Source organism: Demequina pelophila (genome assembly GCF_000971175.1).
Classification (GTDB): Bacteria; Actinomycetota; Actinomycetes; order Actinomycetales; family Demequinaceae; genus Demequina; species Demequina pelophila.
On the sequence record NZ_BBLY01000005.1, the window covers coordinates 18,591 to 37,527 of the forward strand.

The following is an 18,937-nucleotide window of genomic DNA, read 5'->3' on the forward strand; positions in this document are numbered from 1 at the left end:
GGGCACGCGATGACCGAGGACCGCCGCCGGGCCGACGACGACCGCCACGACGCCCTGCGCATGGCGGACGCGCTCGACCGGCGGCGGGCGCTCGAGGCGCGGCAGGCGGGCGAGTTGTGCGCCCGCTTCGCCCAGGACGCCGTCGCGGCCGGCATCGCGCCGGAGCCGCTCACGGCGCGCGCGTACTCGGGCCGGGGCCGCTACCGCACCCCGCTGCACGGGTGGTACCTCAAGCGCGACCGGTCCGTCGCCGTCGGCACGGACGGGATGTTCTACGTGATGCAGTGCGCCGGCGGCCTCGCGGAGCGTCTGAGGGGCGCGACCGTGCCGCCCGCCGATGCGCCGCTCGAGCTGGGCCGCGGCGCCCGCGACGGCGAATCGCTCCCGCTCACCGAGGCGCTCGCCAACCGCCTCGCGGCCGGCAACTCCTGGGGCTGAGCGGCCCTACACCCGCGCCCTACACCCGAGCGCCCTACACCCGCGCAAGCAGGTCGGCGACCAGCGGCGCCACGGCCTCCGGCGCCTCGAACGCGGCCAGGTGTCCCGCCCCCGGGATCACCGTGGGCGTGACGCCGAGCGCCCGGGCCATCACCGCGGCGGCATCGGGCCCCGTGAAGCCGTCGTGCTCCCCCACCGCGACGAACGCCGGCACATCGAGCCCGGCGAGCACCGCGGTGCGGTCGGGCCGCGCGGCCATCGCGCGCTGCCCCCAGGCGATCCCGTCGCCACGGTGACGGCCGATGTTCGCGGCGACCGCCTCCACGAGCGCCTCGCGGCCCTCGCCGACCGTCCCGAGCAGGGGCTCCGCGGCCGCCCGCGGGTCCGGGTGCCCGGGCGCGTCCTCGAGCGACTCGGCCAGCGCCAGCCGCCCCTCCCGCGCCTCGTCGGTGTCCGCGGTGGACTTGGTGCCGATCAGCCCCAGGCCCGCGACGGCCTCCGGGTGGCGCTCGGCCACCGCCATCGCGACGTAGCCGCCCATCGAGCAGCCCACCCACGCGGCGCGCTCCTTGCCGGTGACCTCGCGCATCGCGAGCACCGCGGCGTCCGCGATGAGCTCGAGCGAGGGCTCGTCGTCGGGCAGCGGCATGTCGCCGATCCCGGGCACGTCGAACGTGATGATGTCGCCCGGTACCGCGTCGAGCGCCGCGAGCAGCGGCTCCCACTGCGCGCGGTCGACGGGGAAGGCGTTGAGGAGGACGAGGGGCGTGCCGTCTGGGACGAGGCTCACGGGTTTCTCCTAAGGTCGCGTCGCCCTCATTCCACCATGGACGCGGGGACCTCGGTGGGAAGCGGCGCACGCTCGGGGACCACGCGCGCCACGATCGCGTCGTGGACGATGCGCACGAATCTCTCCCCCACCCACAGGTGCTTCGCCTCGGGCACGTCGACGAGCTCGAGCTGGGTGAGCGGCGCGAAGCGCTCGCGCGCCTCGGCGGGCTGGAGGAAGTCGTCGTGCTCCGGCACCAGCGCGGTGACGGGCCTGCCCGTCGCGGCCCAGGCCTCGAGGTCCCGTTCCCCGGCACGATGCAGCGGCGGGGAGAGCAAGATCGCCCCCTCCACGTCGAGTCCCGAGCCGTGCTTGAGCGCCAGCTCGGTGCCGAAGCTCCAGCCCACGAGCCACCGATTCGGCAGGTCGTGGGCGATCGCGTAGTCGACCGCGGCGCGCACGTCCGCGCCCTCGGCCTCTCCCCCGTCGAAGGCGCCCTCGGAGGTGCCGCGCGGCGACGACGTGCCGCGGGTGTTGAAGCGCAGCACCGCGAGCCCCGCGAGCGCCGGCAGCCGCCACGCCGCCTTGCGGTACACGTGGGAGTCCATGAACCCGCCGTGCGTGGGCAGCGGGTGCAGCGTGATGAGCGTGCCCAGCACCGGCCCCTCCGCGGGCAGCGCGAGCTCGCCCACGAGCGTGAGCCCGTCCTCGGTGCGCAGCTCGATGTCCTGCCGGTCCGCCGGCAGCACGGTCATCGACCGCAGCTCGACCCGCTCCGCCGTGCCCGGCTCTGCCATACCGGCAGCGATTCCCTCGGCCATCTCTCTCCTTCGCGACCTGCTCGGCGTCGACGCCCGGGGCAACTCACCGGCGCCCGAAACTGTTCCAGCACCCCGTGTGCCAGTGCCGGCGGTCCCCAGCCGCGGCATCGGCCCCGAAGAGGCCGTCCGCGGGCCAGGCGACGATGTGCTGGACCTCCCCGCTGATCTCTCCCTGGCACGCGGGGCACACGTAGGTGCGGTCCGTGGGGCGCGGGATGGCGACGTAGTAGTCCTCGCCGCGTGGGCCGGGCTGGAGGCGGGCGCGGTTGCCCCACACGCGGTCGACGTCGAGCTCCTCGTGGGGCCGCCCGTAGGGGCGCTTGGAGGAGCGACGACCGGACGGCATGCGCCCCAGTCTAAGGAATCCGCGCCCCCGCCGATCCGCCCGGGCCGCGCTCAGTACGAGCGCGGCGGCGTCTCGACGCACGCCTCCAGCTCCCCCAGCGGCACGACCGCGCGACGGGCGACGCACTCCCGGTAGAAGTACGCCGAGTCCTTCCAGGTCCGCACCAGGGTGTCGTAGTCCACCCGGACGATCCCGAACCGCTTCGCATATCCCTGCGCCCACTCGAAGTTGTCCATGAGGCTCCAGGCCATGTACCCGCGCACGTCCGCGCCCTGGGCCACCGCGTCGAGCACGGCGAGCAGGTGGTCGTGCGCGTACCTCACCCGGTCGAGGTCGCGGATGCGGCCGTCGGGGTCCACCGCATCGTCCCAGGCCGAGCCGTTCTCCGTGACGTACAGCGGCAGCCCGTAGTCGCGCTGGAGGCGCAGCAGGTGCGCGGTGAACGCACCCGGGTCCACGTTCCACCCCATGGCGGTGTGCGGCCCGGGCAGCGGCATGAACTCGATCTCCTGGTCGGCGGGCCAGCACGTGCCCTCGGCCACCGGATGGCCGTCGGCCAGGGTGGCCACGGACGATGCATGGGCCGGCTTGGCCGCGTTGTGCCGCACCAGGTGGGAGGCGTAGTAGTTCACGCCGAACCAGTCGACCGTCCCCCGCATCTGCTCGAGGTCGCCGGGGTGCACGAACGACCAATCGGTGACGTGCGCGGTGTTGTCGAGCAGGACCTGGGGGTAGGCGCCGCGGGTGAAGGGCTCGTGGAACATGCGGTTGCCCAGCGCGTCGATGTGCGCGGAGGCCGCGAGGTCCCGGTCGTGCGACGGGTCCCACGGGCGCGGGGTGTGGGCGTTGTTGACGATGCCCACCCGGAGGTCGGGGCGGACCGCCTTGATCGCGCGGGCGGCCCGGCCGTGGGCGAGCAGCAGGTGATGCGCGGCGGTGAGCGACTCGGCCTCGTCGGCCGTGCCCGGGGCGTGCGCGCCCGAGCCGTAGCCCACGAACGCGCTCACCCACGGCTCGTTGAAGGTGGCCCAGATGCCGATGCGGTCGCCCAGCTCCTCGACCATCCGGACCGCGTAGGTGACGAACGCGTCGGCGGTGTCGCGGCTGAGCCAGCCGCCCGCGTCCTGGAGCTCCTGCGGCAGGTCCCAGTGGTACAGCGTCGCCATGGGCCGGATGCCCTTGGCGACGAGCCGGTCGACCAGGCGAGAGTAGAAGGCGATGCCCTCCCCGTTGAAGGCGCCGGCGCCGCCGGGCTGGACCCGGGGCCAGGCGATCGAGAACCGGTACGCCTCCAGTCCCAGGTCCGCCATCATGTCGACGTCGCGCTCCCACCGATGGAAGTGGTCGCACGCCACGTCGCCCGTGTCCCCGCCCACGATGGCGCCCGGGGTGTGGGAGAAGGTGTCCCAGATGGATGGACCGCGGCCGCCCTCGGCGACGCCCCCCTCGATCTGGTAGGACGCCGTCGCGGCGCCGAGCAGGAATCCAGGAGGGAACGTCGTCGTCATGCGGCCAGCGTATCCACGGGCACCGACACGCGCGCGGGGTCGGTCAGAACAGCCGGTCGGACAGGTCCTCGGCCCCGCGCATCGCCTCGTAGTCGAGGAGCACGCAGCGGATGCCGCGATCCTCGGCGAGCACGCGCGCCTGCGGCTTGATCTCCTGCGCCGCGAAGACGCCGGACACGGGAGCCAGCAGCGGGTCGCGGTTCATGAGCTCGAGGTAGCGGGTGAGCTGCTCGACGCCGTCGATCTCGCCCCGGCGCTTGATCTCCACGGCCACGGAGGCGCCGGCCGCGTCGCGCGCGAGGATGTCGACCGGGCCGATGGCCGTCATGTACTCCCGGCGCACCAGCGTGTGGCCGTCGCCCAGCAGCGCGATCTGCGCGGCCAGCAGCTCCTGCAGGTGCGCCTCGACGCCGTCCTTGATGAGCCCGGGGTCCACCCCGAGCTCGTGCGACGTGTCGGACAGCACCTCGTGCAGTTCGATCTCGAGGCGGTCGTCCGCCTTCTCGTGCTGGACCACCCAGAGCTCGACCACGCCGCGCTCGGCGGCCTCGTCGGGCACGTCCACCGAGCGGGTGGTGCACGGCGGGCTCATCCAGTTGAGCGGCTTGTACGAGCCGCCGTCGGAGTGCAGCAGCACCGACCCGTCGGCCTTGACCATGATGGCCCGGGTGGCCAGGGGAAGATGGGCGCTGAGCCGCCCGGAGTACCGGGCGGCGCAGCGCGCGATCACCACGCGCATGTCACTCCGCCGAAGCGGGCTCCTCGGCGTCGGCGGTCGGGGCGGGCTCCTCGACCGGCTCGGGCCGGGGCTCGACCACGATCGTGATCACGTCGTGGTCGAACGACACGAAGCCGCCGGAGATCTCGAACTCCGCGTCGCCGTCGGAGCCGCCGCGCACGCGCACGACGCCCTCCTTGAGGACGGACAGGATCGGCTCGTGCCCCGTGAGCAGGCCGATCTCGCCCTCGACCGTGGGCGCGATGACGCGTTCCGCCGACCCCGACCAGAGGACCTGGTCGGGGGCGACGACGTCGATGGTGAGAGGACCGGCCATGGTCAGCCGATCTCCTTCTGGATGCGGGCCCAGTTGCGCTCGAGGTCCTCGAGGCCACCGATGTTGAAGAACGCCTGCTCGGCGATGTGGTCGAACTTGCCGTTGACCAGGCCGTTGAAGGCCTCGACGGTCTCGCTGAGCGCCACGGTCGAGCCCTCGACGCCGGTGAACTGCGTCGCCATGTAGGTGTTCTGCGACAGGAACTGCTGGATCTTGCGCGCGCGGGCGACGATGATCTTGTCCTCCTCGGACAGCTCGTCGACACCCAGGATCGCGATGATGTCCTGCAGCTCCTTGTTGCGCTGGAGGATCGACTTCACGGCGTTCGCGGTCTCGTAGTGGTCGCGGCCCACGTAGCGCGGGTCCAGGATGCGCGACGTCGAGGCGAGCGGGTCCACCGCGGGGTACAGGCCGCGCGAGGCGATCTCGCGCGACAGCTCCGTGGTCGCGTCGAGGTGCGCGAACGTGGTGGCCGGCGCCGGGTCGGTGTAGTCGTCCGCCGGCACGTAGATCGCCTGCAGCGAGGTGATCGAGTGGCCACGGGTCGAGGTGATGCGCTCCTGGAGCTGACCCATCTCGTCCGCCAGGTTGGGCTGGTAGCCCACCGCGGAGGGCATGCGGCCCAGCAGCGTCGACACCTCGGAGCCCGCCTGCGTGAAGCGGAAGATGTTGTCGATGAACAGGAGCACGTCCTGCTTCTGCACGTCGCGGAAGTACTCCGCCATCGTCAGCGCGGACAGGGCGACGCGCAGGCGGGTGCCCGGCGGCTCGTCCATCTGGCCGAACACCAGGGCCGTCTGCTTGATGACGCCCGACTCGGTCATCTCCTCGATGAGGTCGTTGCCCTCGCGGGTGCGCTCGCCCACGCCGGCGAACACGGAGACGCCGTTGTGGTTGTTGGCGACGCGGTAGATCATCTCCTGGATGAGGACGGTCTTGCCGACGCCCGCACCGCCGAAGAGGCCGATCTTTCCACCCTGCACGTACGGGGTGAGGAGGTCGATGACCTTGATGCCCGTCTCGAACATCTGGGTCTTGGACTCGAGCTGGTCGAAGGCCGGGGGCTTGCGGTGGATGGGCCAGCGCTCGTTGATCTCGATCTGCTCGCCCTCCTGGGCGTTGAGCACGTCGCCGATGACGTTGAAGACGTGGCCCTTGGTCACGTCGCCCACGGGCACCGAGATGGGTGCGCCGGTGTCCACCACCTGGGCGCCGCGCACCAGGCCGTCGGTGGGCTTGAGCGCGACCGCGCGCACCATGTTGTCGCCCAGGTGCTGCGCGACCTCGAGGGTCATGTGGAGGATGCCCTCGTCCTCGCCCTGCGCCGTGAGGTCGATGTCGACCTTGAGCGCGTGGTAGATGTCCGGGATCGCGTCGGCCGGGAATTCGATGTCGACGACCGGGCCGATCACGCGGGCGACGCGGCCGATGGCGGGCTCGTCGGCCGCGGGGGCCGAGGCGTTCTCTGCGGTGATGGTCATGGATCTCTCGCTTCCGGTCACGAGGCCGCGAGCGCATCGGCGCCCGAGACGATCTCGCTGATTTCCTGGGTGATCTCGGACTGACGCGCCTGGTTGGCCAGCCGGGTGTAGTTGCGGATGATGTCCTCGGCGTTGGACGTCGCGGTGTTCATGGCGCGCTGGCGGTTGGCGAGCTCGGAGGCCGCCGAGTGCAGCAGCGCCGCGTAGATGCGGGACTCGATGTACCGCGGCAGGAGCGCGTCGAGCACCTCGTCGGGCGACGGCTCGAACTCGTACAGGGGCGGGACCTCGCCCTCCTCCACCTCGGTCACGCCCTCGACGATCTCGAGGGGCAGCAGGCGGATGACGCGCGGCTCCTGCGTGACCATCGACTTGAAGCGCGTGTAGACCAGGTGGATCTCCGACACGCCGCCCTCGTCGGCCTCCGCGGCGAACCGCGCGAACAGCGCGTTCGCGATCTCCGTCGCGGTCTCCCGCGCCGGCGAGTCGGACTCGCCGGTCCACTGCCCCGCGAGCTCACGGCGGCGGAAGGTGAAGTAGGAGACGGCGCGGCGGCCTGCGGCGAACTGCACCACCTCCTTGCCCTCCCCCTCGAGACGGCCGCGCAGACGCTCGGACTCACGGATGACGTTCGCCGAGTAGGCGCCCGCCATGCCGCGGTCCGCGCTGATGACCAGCAGCGCGACCTTGTTGGTGTCGTCGCGCTCGCTCGTGAGCGGGTGCTCGACGTCCGAGTGCAGAGCCGCCGCGGAGATGGCGCGGGTGATCGCCTGCGCGTACGGGGTCGCCGAGGCGACGCGGGCCCGGGCCTTCCCGATGCGCGAGGCAGCGATGAGCTCCATCGCGCGGAAGATCTTCTTCAGCGACTGTGTCGCCCGGATCCGCTGCCGGTAGACGCGCTGCTGTCCAGCCATCGCCCTACTTCTTCTTCGCCGTGACGATCTTCTCCTGCTCGACCTCGACGGCCTCGCCGTCGTCGACCGTGGAGTCGGTGGTCAGGGTGGTGTCGGACTCGAGGAAGGTCGAGACGTAGTCGTCGACGTGCCTCTCGAGCTCCGCCGCGACCTCGTCGGACAGCTGGCCCGACTCGCCGATCGACTTCAGCACCGTGGTGTTCGCGCGCAGGTGGTCGAGCAGCTCGCGCTCGAAGCGCAGCACGTCGCCGAGGGCGATCTTGTCGAGCTTGCCCTTGGTGCCGGCCCAGATGGACACGACCTGCTCCTCGACCGGGTACGGCGAGTACTGGGGCTGCTTGAGCAGCTCCATCAGGCGCGAGCCGCGGGTGAGCTGCTGGCGCGACGCCGCGTCGAGGTCGGACGCGAACATCGCGAACGCCTCGAGCGAGCGGTACTGGGCGAGGTCGATCTTCAGGGTTCCGGAGACCTTCTTCATCGCCTTGACCTGCGCCGAGCCGCCGACGCGGGACACCGAGATGCCGACGTCGATCGCGGGACGCTGGTTCGCGTTGAACAGGTCGGACTGGAGGAAGATCTGCCCGTCCGTGATGGAGATGACGTTGGTGGGGATGTAGGCGGACACGTCGTTCGCCTTGGTCTCGATGACCGGAAGGCCCGTCATGGAGCCCGCGCCCATCTCGTCCGACAGCTTCGCGCAGCGCTCGAGCAGGCGGGAGTGCAGGTAGAACACGTCGCCGGGGTAGGCCTCGCGGCCCGGCGGGCGGCGCAGCAGGAGGGACACGGCGCGGTAGGCCTCGGCCTGCTTGGACAGGTCGTCGAAGATGATGAGGACGTGCTTGCCCTCGTACATCCAGTGCTGGCCGATCGCGGAGCCGGTGTACGGCGCGAGGTACTTGAAGCCCGCGGGGTCCGACGCGGGGGCGGCGACGATCGTCGTGTACTCGAGCGCGCCGGCGTCCTCGAGGGCGCCGCGGACCGACGCGATGGTCGAGCCCTTCTGGCCGATCGCGACGTAGATGCAGCGCACCTGCTTGGTCGGGTCGCCGGTCTCCCAGTTCGCCTTCTGGTTGATGATCGTGTCGATCGCGATGGCGGTCTTGCCGGTCTGGCGGTCGCCGATGATGAGCTGGCGCTGGCCGCGGCCGATCGGGATCATCGCGTCGATGGCCTTGAGTCCGGTCTGCAGCGGCTCGTGCACCGACTTGCGGACCATGACGCCCGGGGCCTGGAGCTCGAGGGCGCGACGGCCCACGGTGGCGACCTCGCCGAGGCCGTCGATGGGCTTGCCCAGCGGGTCGACCACGCGGCCCAGGTACCCGTCGCCCACCTCGACCGAGAGCACCTCGCCGGTGCGCTGGACCGTCTGGCCCTCCTCGATGCCGGTGAATTCGCCGAGCACCACGACGCCGATCTCGCGGACGTCGAGGTTGAGCGCGAGGCCGAGCGTGCCGTCCTCGAAGCGCAGCAGCTCGTTGGCCATGCACCCGGGCAGGCCTTCGACCTGCGCGATGCCGTCGCCCGCGAGCGTGACGCGACCGACCTCCTCGACTCCGGCGCCCTTGGGCTCGTACGACTTCACGTAGCTGTCGAGTGCAGCCCGGATCTCGTCGGGGCTGATCGTCAACTCTGCCATGCCATCTCTCCTGTCAGTGCCGCGGTGGGCGTGTGCGCCGGCGCCTAGCCGACGAGTCGTCGTCGTGCCTCATCGAGTCGGGACAGGACCGTGCCGTCCGCCACCTCCGACCCGACCTGGACTCGGATGCCGCCGATGACCTCGGGGTCCACGGCGACGTTGATCGTGATCTCTCGACCGTACGCCTCGGCCAGCATCGCGGCCAGGCGCGTGCGCTGCTCGGCGGACAGCTCGACCGCGGCCGTCACGTGCGCGATGACCTTGTCGCGGTGCTCCGCCGCGGCGTCGAGCATCGCGTCGATCGCCGGCAGCAGGCGGCGTCCGCGCGGCGTGCCCACGATGCGCTCGAGGAGCGCCTGGGTGGTGGGCAGCAGCTTGCCGCCCAGCACGTCGTTGAGGAGGCCGATGCGGTCCTGCTTGGTGCGCGACCGGTCGCCCAGGGCGGCGAGCAGCTCGCGGTTCGCGACCAGCTCGCGCTGGACGCGGAACAGCTGCTCCTCGACACGTCCCAGGGTGCCCACCGACGCCGAGTAGGCGAAGATCGCCCGCTCCCCCGCATCGTCGATGGCCTCGGCCATGTCGTCCTCCGCGGACCACCGCGACGTCACGAAGTTCGTGAGGACGTCGCGGACCCGCGGGTCGAAGGCGCCGAAGAGCGTCTGCACCAGCGCGGTCTTGTCGCCCGCCGGCCGGGCCGGGTCGGTCAGGGCACGGCGGAGCGAGCCCGACGCGTCGAGCGCGTCCACGGCGGCGAACAGCTGCTCGGACAGGCGGATGCCCTCCTCGCCGCTGGCGGTCACCACCGGTTCGAACTCGCGCAACACGTTGTCGCGCGAGACCTGGCTCGTTCCTCGCATGCCTAGCCCTCCGCCTTGACCGTCGCCTCGAGGTCGTCGAGGAAGGTGTTGATGACGCGCTGCTGGCGGGCGTCGTCGGCGAGCGACTCGCCCACGATCTTCTCCGCGAGCTCGGTCGCGAGCGAGCCGACCTCGCCGCGCAGCGACACGATCGCCTGCTTGCGCTCGGCGTCGATCTGGCGCTGCGCCGTGTCGACGATGCGGTCCGCATCCTTACCCGCACGCTTGCGCGCCTGCGACAGGATCGTGGCCGCCTCGACGCGCGCGTCCTCACGGATGCGCGCCGCCTCGGCACGGGCCGCGGTGAGCTGCGCCGTGTACTCCTCGAGCGCCTCGGCGGCCTCGGCCTGGGCCTTCTCCGCCTTCTCGATGCCGCCCTGGATCAGCTCGGCGCGCTCGTCGAGCACCGCCTGCAGCTTGGGCATGAGGAACTTCGTGAACACCACGATGATGATCGTGAAGATCACGAACGACCACAGCAGGTCGTACGGCGCGGGGAGGATCAGATCGGCTCCTGACACCTCTGACTCGCCGTGCTCCTCCGCCGCGGCGAGCAGCGTCTGGGCGATCATCACGTGAAGAGGAAGCCGGTGACCAGACCGAGGAGCGCGAGCACCTCGACGAACGCGACACCGATGAACATGGTCGCGCGGAGCTGGCCGGCGACCTCGGGCTGGCGGGCCATGCCCTCGACGGTCTTGCCGATGAGGATGCCGAGGCCGATGCCGGGGCCGAGCGTCGCGAGGCCGTAGCCGATGGTGGCGACGTTGCCCGAAAGCTCGGCAAGGGTGGTGGTGTCCACTGTGTTTCCTTCCGTTGCAGCGGGGCCGATGCCGCCCCGCACGTTGTGGGGGGTTTAGTGCTCTTCCTCGATCGCCATGTTGAGGTAGACGGTCGACAGCATGACGAAGACGTAGGCCTGCAGCAGCGCGACGAAGATCTCGAAGAGCATGAACGCGGCGCCGGCCGCGAAGGTCACGGCGCCCATGCCCTTGAGCGCGCCGGAGGCGGCGAAGAAGAAGTACTGGGTGGCGCCGAAGCACAGCACCAGCAGCAGGTGGCCCGAGATCATGTTGGCCGCGAGTCGCAGCGCCAGCGTGGCCGGGCGCAGGATGAACACCTGCAGGAACTCGATGGGCGTGAGCAGGATGTACACGAACTTGGGCACGCCCGGCGGGAACAGGTTGTTCTTGAGGTACCCGCCCAGGCCGAACTTCTTGATGCCCTGGCCCAGGTACAGCACGTACACCCACACCGCCATGAAGATCGGCAGGCCGATCAGCGAGGTGCTCGCGATGTTGAGGAAGGGGATCACGCCGGTGATGTTGAAGAACACGATCGCGAGGAACAGCGTCGTGAGGAACGGCAGGTACTTCTTGCCGTGGTCCCCCATGACGGGCTCGACGATCTGATCCTTGACGAAGTCGAGCATGAACTCGACCACCGACTGGAACCGGCCGGGCACCACCTTCGCGCGGGCCGCGACGAACCAGAAGACGCCGATGAGAGCCGCCGCCGCGATCACGCGGATGAGCATGATCCGGTTGAACTCGAAGATGGTCCCCTCCCACAGGAGGGCCGGCGGGAAGAACTCGTCGATCGACGGGGCGTGGAAGCCATCCGAGGAGAACAGCCGCTCGAGGTAGCTCTTGGTCTGCTCTCCGGCAGCCTCGGCCCGAACGGCCACAGCCAGTAGGTTCCCCACGAAATCTCCCGTGTTCTACGTGTCGCGGCCGTCTCCGGCCTCGTGACTTCCTGAAGAGTAACGCATCACACTCAGGACTTTGTACCCGGGTCGACGTAGGGGACGCGTGCCTTCCGGATCGACATTATGTCGAATACAAGTGAGAGCACTATTCCTACCATGACAACCGTCGCGAAAGCGACTTTGTGGAAGCCCTCGAGGTCGATCAGCACGATCATGGCGATGACGATCACGAACATCTTGGCCAGCCAGGCCCCCAGCACTATCGCTGCCAGCGAACTGGGGCTCCGGGTGTGTCCCACCAGCATCGCGCCCTGGGTGGGCAGGGCGGCGAGCGCCGCGACCAGCGCGCCCACGGCGGCCCCGACGGCCGCGCTCGGGCCGTCCCACCACCACGCCACGGCGGCGCCGACGACGCCGAGCGCCCCCAGCGCGATGGCGGTGCGCACCAGCGCGCCCCGGTAGGCCTGTGCCTCGGCACTCATGCATCCTCCTTGGATCGTCCCTCGCCGGGGGACGATGCGCCGCCCCCGGCCACCGCATCGTCCCCGGGCTCCTCCCCGGCGGCGGCGAGCGCCTGCGCCTCCCACCGCTCGCGCCGCCCCTCGGGCGTGGCGCGTTGGAAGGCGAACACCAGGTGTCCCAGGCGCCGCCACCAGCGGCTGATCGCGCGGCTGAAGGCCGGCGACGCCGTGATGATCGTGGCGATGGTGATCCCGATCGTGAGGATCACGGCCGCGCCGGGCACGCCGACGAACACGAGCGAGACGGTGCCGAAGCTCAGCACCGCGGTCCACATCCACAGCACCGAGACGGACCACCGGTGAGAGTGGCCGTGGCGCAGCAGCCGGTGGTGGAGATGGTGCTTGTCGGGCGCGAAGGGCGACTCCCCGCGCGCCGTGCGTCTGATGACCGCCAGCGCCATGTCCGCCAGCGGCACCGCGATCACCATGAGCGGCAGCACGATGGGGATGAAGGCGGGGATGCGGTCGCGCTCGGTGATGATCTGCGGGTCGATCTGCCCGGTGACGATGATCGCGGCGGCGGCGAGCACCAGCCCCAGCACCATCGAGCCCGAGTCGCCCATGAAGATGCGCGCCGGGTGCACGTTGTGCGGGAGGAAGCCCAGGCACGCGCCCACCAGCACCGCGACCACGATGGTCGCGAGCGACGAGTAGTCCCCCGGCGACGCCGACCGGGCCAGCATGTACGTGTACGCGAAGAACGCGAGGCCGCCGATCGCCACCGTGCCGGCGGCGAGCCCGTCGAGGCCGTCGACGAAGTTCACCGCGTTCATCGCGACCACCACCACGAGGACGGTCGCGATAAGAGAGGTGTAGGAGGAGCCGATGGTGACGCCGAAGATGGGCACCGTCACCAGCTGGACGCCGCCCCACGCGAGCGTGAGGCCGGCGAGCACCTGGCCCGCGAGCTTCGCCATCCAGTCGAGGTCCCAGATGTCGTCGGCCATGCCCAGCGCGCACACGATCGCGGCGGCGCCCAGCACGGCCCACGGTTGGCGCCCGCTCTCGTAGACGGGATGGAGGAACGGGATCGCGGAGGCGAGGACGCCCGCGACGGACAGCCCCAGGAAGATCGCGATGCCGCCCAGGCGCGGGATGGGCGTCGTATGGACGTCGCGCGCGCGGACGGCGGTGATGGCGCCCATCCGGAACGCGAGGCGCCGGATGCCGGGCGTCGTCACGTACGTGACGAGCGCCGCGATGGCCATGAGGGTGAGGTAGACCTTCACCCGTCGTCACCTGCGAGGGCGTCCTCCCCCACGATCACGGCCAGCTCCGCCCGGGCGATGCCGCCCTCGCGGACGATGCGCAGGCGCTCCCCCGTCGCATCGACGATGGTCGAGGCGACGCCCAGCGGGCTGTCGCCCGCGTCGAGGTAGACGGCGACCGCGTCGCCCAATTGACTCTGGGCGGCCGATGCGGTGGTGGCCGCCGGCTCGCCCGTCCGGTTCGCGCTGGTGACCGCGAGCGGTCCGGTGCGGCGCAGCAGGGCGAGCGCCGCATCGTGCGACGGGACCCTCAACGCGACGGTGCCGCCGGTTTCGCCCAGGTCCCAGGCGAGGGACGGCTGGGCGTTGACGATCACGGTGAGCGCGCCCGGCCAGCAGGCCTCCATGAGGGCGCGGGCAGGCGCGGGCACGTCGCGGGCGAGGCCGTCGACGGTGCGGACGTCCGGGATGAGCACGGGCGGGGGCATCTGCCGGCCGCGGCCCTTGGCCGCGAGCACCGCGGCCACCGCGGCGGGGTTGAACGCGTCCGCGCCCACGCCGTAGACGGTGTCCGTGGGCAGCACGACGACGGCGCCGCGGCTCACCGCGTCCACGGCGGCATCGATCGAGGGCCCCCACTGCTGGGGGTCCGTGCAGGGCAGAATCACGCCGCCCAGTCTCTCAGACGCCCGTGCGGGTGGCGACGAGCATGCGGTCGCGTCCCGTGAGGTCCGTGAGCGTGTGAACGTCGCCCCACCACTCCGAGGACTCGGCGTAGGCGCGCAGCGCGGGACCCTGCTCGTCGCCGTGCTCCATGACCAGGGTGCCGCCCACGCGCAGCAGGCGCTGGGCCTCGTCGATGATCGCGCGCGGCACCTCGAGGCCGTCGTCGCCCAGGCCGTAGAGCGCCTGCGGCGGGTCGTGCAGCGCCACCTCGGGGTCGCGCGGCACGGCGTCGAGCGGCACATACGGCGGGTTGCACACCACCACGTCCGCGCAGGCGTCGAACCGGCGCAGGCAGTTGCGCGCGTCGCCGTACACGGTGCGCAGGCGGGCGCGCACCTCCGCGGGCTGGGCGCGGGCGTTGAGCCGGAGGTAGACCAGGGCCTCCTCGGAGGCCTCGACGAGCGAGACCTGCGCGTCCGGCACCTCGGCCGCGACGGAGATGCCGATCGCGCCCGAGCCGGCGCACAGGTCCGTGACCCGGCCGGTGCCGCGGGTCGCGAGGGAGGCGCGGGCGGCGTCGATCGCGACGCCGGCCACCACCTCGGTCTCCGGGCGCGGCACGAACACGCCGGGGCCCACCTGCAGCTCGACCGAGCGGAAGTAGGCCGTGCCGGTGATGTGCTGGAGCGGCTCGCGGTCGATGCGCCGCGTGACGCGGGTCTCGAGGCGGTCGAGGTCCGCGCCGTCGGGCCACTCGTCGTCCCGGACGGCGGCGAGGCGCACGTGGCTGGGCTCGAGCCCCAGCGTGTGGGCGATGAGGACGATCGCGTCGTGCTCGGGCGAGGGCACGCCGGCCTCACGGAGGCGGGCGATGGTGGCGCGCAGGCGCGCTCCGACGGTGGGCACGTCGGGGAGTCTAGGGCTACTGATCGGCGGTCGCGAGGCGGGCCGCCTCGTCCGCGTCGATGGCCGACTGGATCACGGGCTGCAGGTCCCCGCCCAGCACGTGGTCGAGGTTGTAGGCCTTGTACCCCGTCCGGTGGTCCGCGATGCGGTTCTCCGGGAAGTTATAGGTGCGGATGCGCTCCGAGCGGTCGACCGTGCGGACCTGCGACTTGCGCATGTCCGAGGCCTCCGCCTCCGCGGCCTCCTTCTGCGCCGCGAGCAGGCGCGCGCGCAGGATGCGCATGGCCGACTCCTTGTTCTGGAGCTGGCTCTTCTCGTTCTGGCAGCTCACCACGATGCCCGTGGGCAGGTGGGTGATGCGCACCGCCGAGTCCGTGGTGTTGACGGACTGGCCGCCGGGCCCGGACGAGCGGTAGACGTCGATGCGGAGATCGTTGGCGTCGATCTCGACCTCCGTGACCGCCTCGGCCTCCGGGAAGACGAGCACGCCGGCCGCCGAGGTGTGGATGCGGCCCTGCGACTCGGTCGCGGGCACGCGCTGGACGCGGTGGACGCCGCCCTCGTACTTGAGGTGGGCCCACACGCCGTCCTCGGGCGCCACGTTGCCGGGCGCCTTGATGGCGACGGACACGTCCTTGTAGCCGCCCATGTCCGTCGCGGTGGCCTCGATGACCTCGGCCTTCCAGCCACGGGACTCGGCGTACTTGACGTACATCTTGAGGAGGTCGCCGGCGAACAGCGCGGACTCCTCGCCGCCCTCGCCGGACTTGATCTCCATGATCACGTCGCGGGCGTCGTCGGGGTCGCGCGGGATGAGGATCCGGCGCAGGTGCTCGGTCGCCTCCTCGGCGGCCTGCTCGAGTCCGGGGACCTCCTCGGCGAGCTCGGGGTCGAGCTCCGCCATCTCGCGGGCCGCCTCGAGGTCGTCGTGCGCGGTCTGCCACGCACGATGCGCCGCGACGACGCGGCCGAGCTCCGCATACCGCCGCCCGAGCGTGCGCGCGCGACCGCCGTCCGCATGAACGGAGGGGTCGGCGAGCTGACGCTCGATGTCGGCGTGCTCGTCCAGCATGGGCTGGACGGCGGCGAAGGCCTCGGCCACGTCGTCGGCGGGCTTGGTCTGGTTACTTCTTGGTGCCGTAGCGCTTCTGGAAGCGCGCGACGCGGCCACCGGTGTCCATGATCTTCTGCTTGCCCGTGTAGAACGGGTGGCAGGCCGAGCAGACCTCGACGCTGATCTCGCCGGCCTTCACGGTCGACTTGGTCTCGAACACGGAGCCGCAGGTGCACGTGACAGTGGTGGCCACGTACTCGGGGTGGATGTCCTTCTTCATGATCTCCCTTTAAGTTGCCGCCGGGTCCTTGCGCGTCTCTCGCGGTCGGTGAACCGGCTGGCCAGCGGTCTATTCTGCCACGCCTGTCAAGGGCCCGCGACCCGGGCGCTTCCCTGGCACGCGCATCGGCCCGCGCCCTGCCCGGCCGCCCCGCGCATCGGCCGCCGTCCCGCCCGGCCGACCCGCGCATCGGCCGCCGTCCCGCCCGGCCGACCCGCGCATCGTCCGCCGTCCCGCCGCTCCGGCCCACTCCAGCGCGCCAGGAGGTGCTCATTGCCCAAAATGCCTGCTTTTGGGCACTGAGCACCTCGGGGGGCGCAGATGCGGCGCGCACTCGCAGCGCGCAGATGCGGCGCGGGCGACGGCGCAGGCGACCTCGCGGCGCACGACTGCAGCGCGCGACACGCACGGCCACACGCCAAGGGCCGGGCCCGCCGTGCGGCGGACCCGGCCCCGGGACCGGTCGAGCGGCGGACCGCTACTTGGCCTCGTCTCCCGGCGTGGTCTTCGCGACCTGCATGAGGAACTCGGCGTTGGTCTTGTTCTCCTTGAGCTTCTGCATCAGCAGCTCGATGGCCTGCTGCTGCTCGAGCGCGGTGAGCACGCGGCGCAGCTTCCACATCACCTTGAGCTCCTCGGGGCTCATGAGGATCTCCTCGCGGCGCGTGCCCGACGCGTTGACGTCGACGGCCGGGAAGATGCGGCGGTCCGCGAGCTGGCGCGAGAGCTTGAGCTCCATGTTGCCGGTGCCCTTGAACTCCTCGAAGATGACCTCGTCCGCCTTCGAGCCGGTCTCCACCAGCGCGGTGGCGAGGATGGTCAGCGAGCCGCCGTTCTCGATGTTGCGCGCGGCGCCGAAGAAGCGCTTGGGCGGGTAGAGCGCCGACGAGTCGACGCCGCCGGACAGGATGCGGCCCGAGGCCGGCGCGGAGATGTTGTACGCGCGGCCCAGGCGGGTGATCGAGTCGAGCAGCACGACCACGTCGTGGCCCATCTCGACCAGGCGCTTGGCGCGCTCGATCGCGAGCTCGGCGACCGTGGTGTGGTCGTCGGCCGGGCGGTCGAAGGTCGAGGCGATGACCTCGCCCTTGACCGTGCGCTGCATGTCCGTGACCTCCTCGGGGCGCTCGTCGACGAGCACGACCATGAGGTGGACCTCGGGGTTGTTCGTGGTGATCGCATTCGCGAGCGACTGCAGCACCAGCGTCTTGCCGGCCTTGGGCGGCGACACGATGAGGCCGCGCTGACCCTTGCCGATCGGGGCGACCAGGTCGATCACACGGTTGGTGAAGTTGCGCGGCTCGGTCTCGAGGTGCAGGCGCTGCTGCGGGTACAGCGGCGTGAGGTCGCCGAACACCGCGCGGCCGCGGGCCTCCTCCGGCGTCTGGCCGTTGATCCGGTCGACGGCGGCGAGCGCGTTGAACTTCTGACGCTGGCCGCGCTCGCCCGGGCGGGGCGGACGGACGGTGCCGGTGATGGCGTCGCCCTTGCGCAGGCCGTACTTCTTGATCTGGTTCATCGACACGTACACGTCCGACTTGCCGGGCAGGTAGCCCGTGGTGCGGATGAACGCGTAGTTGTCGAGGATGTCGACGATGCCGCCCACCGGGGTGAGCTCCTCGTCGTCGCGGACGTCGTCCTCATCGGTCAGCGAGACCTGGCTGGGCTGCGCGGCCTGACCCGGCTGCACATCGTCGCGCTCGCGTCCGCGGTTGCGGCCGCGACCACGGCCACGACGGCGGCGGCCGCCGCGCTCGTCGTCGTCCTGGCGCTGCTGCTGACCCTGGCGGCGGTCGCCGTCGCGACCGTCGTCGTCCGAGTCCTCGGAGTCCTGCTGCGTCCCGCCCTGCGGCAGGGACAGCGCGACGGCCTCCTTGGCGCGGCGGGCGCGCTCGTCCGGCGTCTCCTCGGCGCGGGCCTCCGCGCCGGCCTCGGTCCCGGCGGCCGGGACCTCGACGGGCAGTGCGAGCGCCTCGCGGGCGGCGGCCTTGGCCTCCGCGGCGCGCTCGGCGGCGTTGCGGGTGTCGGGACGCTCCGCGGCGCGGGCCTCGCCGCGCGAGTCGGCCGGGGCGGACTGGCGCACGGAAGCACGCTCGGCCGAGCGCTCGGCCGGAGCCTGCTGCGGCGACTGCGCGCGGCCACGCGAGCGGGTGGTCTTCCGAGCGGGGGCGGCCGGGGCGTCGGCGGACGCGGCCGGGGCCTGCGAGGCCTCGGCGGCCGGCGCATCGGCCGGAGTGTCCTTCTTCTTGGGCGCGGCCTTCTTCTGGACCACGCCGCCGTTCTTGATGGCCTCGATCAGATCGGCCTTGCGCATGCGCGCGGTGCCCGAGACGCCCAGCTCGGCGGCGAGCGCCTGCAGCTGCGGCAGCTTCATGGCGGTGAGAGTGGCGGTCTGATCGGGTGCCACGGTCGTGTCGGTCACGTAGATTCCTTCCCTCGCACGAGCCCCTGTGGCTCCAGAAGTGCGAGATGTGCCCACGCAGGTACGCCTGGCCGGACATCATCATTCGGCAGAATCAGCGGCAAGCGCCTTGAACGTGGATTGCTGTGGTCCGGGGCGATGGATGCCGTCCGGAGGAAGCGGAGCCAGGCTATCACCGCAGGCTCACGCGGCACAATCGCCCCTGGCAGGGCGTGTCGAGGGCCGATGCACGGGTCGCCTCCACAACGACGTCCTCCCACCTGTTGCCCCGGGTGGGGAGCGGTTCTAGCCTTCGAGGAGAGGGCGCCGACGACGGCGCCCGGGGCCCGCGGCGCCGCGCCGCGGGG

Annotated in this window: 21 protein-coding genes; 1 reads left to right on the forward strand and 20 read right to left on the reverse strand. The window is 71.5% G+C overall.

The genetic code is table 11. The features are described from left to right. Positions 1-9 precede the first annotated feature (9 nt). Positions 10-438 (forward strand): hypothetical protein, encoded by a 429-nt coding sequence (locus AOM03_RS08120; RefSeq protein WP_062380207.1) that lies wholly within the window; start codon positions 10-12, stop codon positions 436-438. Between the two features lie 34 nt (positions 439-472). Here the strand turns inward: AOM03_RS08120 and AOM03_RS08125 are convergent, their stop codons facing one another. The 20 genes from AOM03_RS08125 to rho form a co-directional block, all read right to left on the reverse strand. Then, entirely contained in the window at positions 473-1,228 is a 756-nt protein-coding gene (locus AOM03_RS08125) for an alpha/beta fold hydrolase (protein ID WP_062380208.1), read from the reverse strand. A 26-nt stretch (positions 1,229-1,254) separates the two neighbouring features. Continuing rightward, on the reverse strand, positions 1,255-2,028 hold the full coding sequence (locus AOM03_RS08130; RefSeq protein WP_169746422.1) for an alpha/beta hydrolase: 774 nt from the start codon (positions 2,026-2,028) through the stop codon (positions 1,255-1,257). 43 nt (positions 2,029-2,071) lie between these two features. Then, positions 2,072-2,374 carry an Rv1322 family protein gene (locus AOM03_RS08135; RefSeq protein ID WP_062380212.1) on the reverse strand — a complete coding sequence of 101 codons (303 nt, stop codon included), beginning with the start codon at positions 2,372-2,374 and terminating at the stop codon, positions 2,072-2,074. A gap of 50 nt (positions 2,375-2,424) precedes the next feature. Beyond that, on the reverse strand, positions 2,425-3,882 hold the full coding sequence (locus AOM03_RS08140) for a glycoside hydrolase family 1 protein (RefSeq protein ID WP_082092265.1): 1,458 nt from the start codon (positions 3,880-3,882) through the stop codon (positions 2,425-2,427). Positions 3,883-3,925: 43 nt separating this feature from the next. Further along, positions 3,926-4,621, reverse strand: coding sequence for an endonuclease NucS (gene nucS, locus AOM03_RS08145; protein ID WP_062380214.1), 696 nt, complete (start codon positions 4,619-4,621; stop codon positions 3,926-3,928). 1 nt (position 4,622) lies between these two features. Then, positions 4,623-4,937 (reverse strand): F0F1 ATP synthase subunit epsilon, encoded by a 315-nt coding sequence (locus tag AOM03_RS08150; protein ID WP_082092266.1) that lies wholly within the window; start codon positions 4,935-4,937, stop codon positions 4,623-4,625. Between the two features lie 2 nt (positions 4,938-4,939). Next, positions 4,940-6,418 (reverse strand): F0F1 ATP synthase subunit beta, encoded by a 1,479-nt coding sequence (gene atpD / locus AOM03_RS08155; protein ID WP_062380216.1) that lies wholly within the window; start codon positions 6,416-6,418, stop codon positions 4,940-4,942. A 17-nt stretch (positions 6,419-6,435) separates the two neighbouring features. Then, positions 6,436-7,332 (reverse strand): F0F1 ATP synthase subunit gamma, encoded by an 897-nt coding sequence (locus tag AOM03_RS08160; RefSeq protein ID WP_062380217.1) that lies wholly within the window; start codon positions 7,330-7,332, stop codon positions 6,436-6,438. A 4-nt stretch (positions 7,333-7,336) separates the two neighbouring features. Then, on the reverse strand, positions 7,337-8,968 hold the full coding sequence (gene atpA / locus AOM03_RS08165; RefSeq protein WP_062380219.1) for a F0F1 ATP synthase subunit alpha: 1,632 nt from the start codon (positions 8,966-8,968) through the stop codon (positions 7,337-7,339). A gap of 44 nt (positions 8,969-9,012) precedes the next feature. Continuing rightward, entirely contained in the window at positions 9,013-9,825 is an 813-nt protein-coding gene (locus tag AOM03_RS08170; RefSeq protein ID WP_062380221.1) for a F0F1 ATP synthase subunit delta, read from the reverse strand. Positions 9,826-9,827: 2 nt separating this feature from the next. Further along, positions 9,828-10,397 carry a F0F1 ATP synthase subunit B gene (locus tag AOM03_RS08175; RefSeq protein WP_062380223.1) on the reverse strand — a complete coding sequence of 190 codons (570 nt, stop codon included), beginning with the start codon at positions 10,395-10,397 and terminating at the stop codon, positions 9,828-9,830. Beyond that, positions 10,397-10,627 (reverse strand): ATP synthase F0 subunit C, encoded by a 231-nt coding sequence (gene atpE / locus AOM03_RS08180; RefSeq protein WP_062380225.1) that lies wholly within the window; start codon positions 10,625-10,627, stop codon positions 10,397-10,399. The genes AOM03_RS08175 and atpE overlap by 1 nt, the downstream gene beginning before the upstream one ends. A 54-nt stretch (positions 10,628-10,681) precedes the next feature. After that, the gene (atpB, locus tag AOM03_RS08185; protein ID WP_369345449.1) at positions 10,682-11,512 is read right to left on the reverse strand and encodes a F0F1 ATP synthase subunit A; all 831 of its coding nucleotides are present in this window, start codon (positions 11,510-11,512) and stop codon (positions 10,682-10,684) included. An 89-nt stretch (positions 11,513-11,601) separates the two neighbouring features. Next, positions 11,602-12,015: a Cg1360 family ATP-synthase-associated protein gene (locus tag AOM03_RS08190; RefSeq protein ID WP_062380227.1), complete on the reverse strand. Its 414-nt coding sequence runs from the start codon at positions 12,013-12,015 to the stop codon at positions 11,602-11,604. After that, complete coding sequence (locus tag AOM03_RS08195) at positions 12,012-13,283, reverse strand: MraY family glycosyltransferase (RefSeq protein WP_082092267.1); 1,272 nt, start codon at positions 13,281-13,283, stop codon at positions 12,012-12,014. The genes AOM03_RS08190 and AOM03_RS08195 overlap by 4 nt, the downstream gene beginning before the upstream one ends. Beyond that, a complete protein-coding gene (locus AOM03_RS08200) occupies positions 13,280-13,939 on the reverse strand; it encodes an L-threonylcarbamoyladenylate synthase (RefSeq protein ID WP_062380770.1) in 660 nt (219 codons plus the stop codon). The genes AOM03_RS08195 and AOM03_RS08200 overlap by 4 nt, the downstream gene beginning before the upstream one ends. A gap of 4 nt (positions 13,940-13,943) precedes the next feature. Continuing rightward, positions 13,944-14,834, reverse strand: coding sequence for a peptide chain release factor N(5)-glutamine methyltransferase (prmC, locus tag AOM03_RS08205; RefSeq protein WP_062380230.1), 891 nt, complete (start codon positions 14,832-14,834; stop codon positions 13,944-13,946). Positions 14,835-14,850: 16 nt separating this feature from the next. Further along, complete coding sequence (gene prfA, locus AOM03_RS08210; RefSeq protein ID WP_062380232.1) at positions 14,851-15,936, reverse strand: peptide chain release factor 1; 1,086 nt, start codon at positions 15,934-15,936, stop codon at positions 14,851-14,853. Between the two features lie 22 nt (positions 15,937-15,958). Then, on the reverse strand, positions 15,959-16,168 hold the full coding sequence (rpmE, locus tag AOM03_RS08215) for a 50S ribosomal protein L31 (RefSeq protein ID WP_062380234.1): 210 nt from the start codon (positions 16,166-16,168) through the stop codon (positions 15,959-15,961). A gap of 478 nt (positions 16,169-16,646) precedes the next feature. After that, positions 16,647-18,590, reverse strand: coding sequence for a transcription termination factor Rho (gene rho / locus AOM03_RS08220; protein ID WP_062380236.1), 1,944 nt, complete (start codon positions 18,588-18,590; stop codon positions 16,647-16,649). Between the last annotated feature and the right edge of the window lie 347 nt (positions 18,591-18,937).

Bases quoted from the DNA above. Each gene is read 5' to 3' on its own strand.
- AOM03_RS08135 (WP_062380212.1), bottom strand. From the start codon at position 2,374: ATGCCGTCCGGTCGTCGCTCCTCCAAGCGCCCCTACGGGCGGCCCCAC.
- AOM03_RS08190 (WP_062380227.1), bottom strand. From the start codon at position 12,015: ATGAGTGCCGAGGCACAGGCCTACCGGGGCGCGCTGGTGCGCACCGCC.
- AOM03_RS08120 (WP_062380207.1), top strand. From the start codon at position 10: ATGACCGAGGACCGCCGCCGGGCCGACGACGACCGCCACGACGCCCTG.
- AOM03_RS08160 (WP_062380217.1), bottom strand. From the start codon at position 7,332: ATGGCTGGACAGCAGCGCGTCTACCGGCAGCGGATCCGGGCGACACAG.
- AOM03_RS08140 (WP_082092265.1), bottom strand. From the start codon at position 3,882: ATGACGACGACGTTCCCTCCTGGATTCCTGCTCGGCGCCGCGACGGCG.
- AOM03_RS08175 (WP_062380223.1), bottom strand. From the start codon at position 10,397: ATGATCGCCCAGACGCTGCTCGCCGCGGCGGAGGAGCACGGCGAGTCA.
- AOM03_RS08130 (WP_169746422.1), bottom strand. From the start codon at position 2,028: ATGGCCGAGGGAATCGCTGCCGGTATGGCAGAGCCGGGCACGGCGGAG.
- nucS (WP_062380214.1), bottom strand. From the start codon at position 4,621: ATGCGCGTGGTGATCGCGCGCTGCGCCGCCCGGTACTCCGGGCGGCTC.
- rpmE (WP_062380234.1), bottom strand. From the start codon at position 16,168: ATGAAGAAGGACATCCACCCCGAGTACGTGGCCACCACTGTCACGTGC.
- atpD (WP_062380216.1), bottom strand. From the start codon at position 6,418: ATGACCATCACCGCAGAGAACGCCTCGGCCCCCGCGGCCGACGAGCCC.
- atpA (WP_062380219.1), bottom strand. From the start codon at position 8,968: ATGGCAGAGTTGACGATCAGCCCCGACGAGATCCGGGCTGCACTCGAC.
- AOM03_RS08150 (WP_082092266.1), bottom strand. From the start codon at position 4,937: ATGGCCGGTCCTCTCACCATCGACGTCGTCGCCCCCGACCAGGTCCTC.
- AOM03_RS08170 (WP_062380221.1), bottom strand. From the start codon at position 9,825: ATGCGAGGAACGAGCCAGGTCTCGCGCGACAACGTGTTGCGCGAGTTC.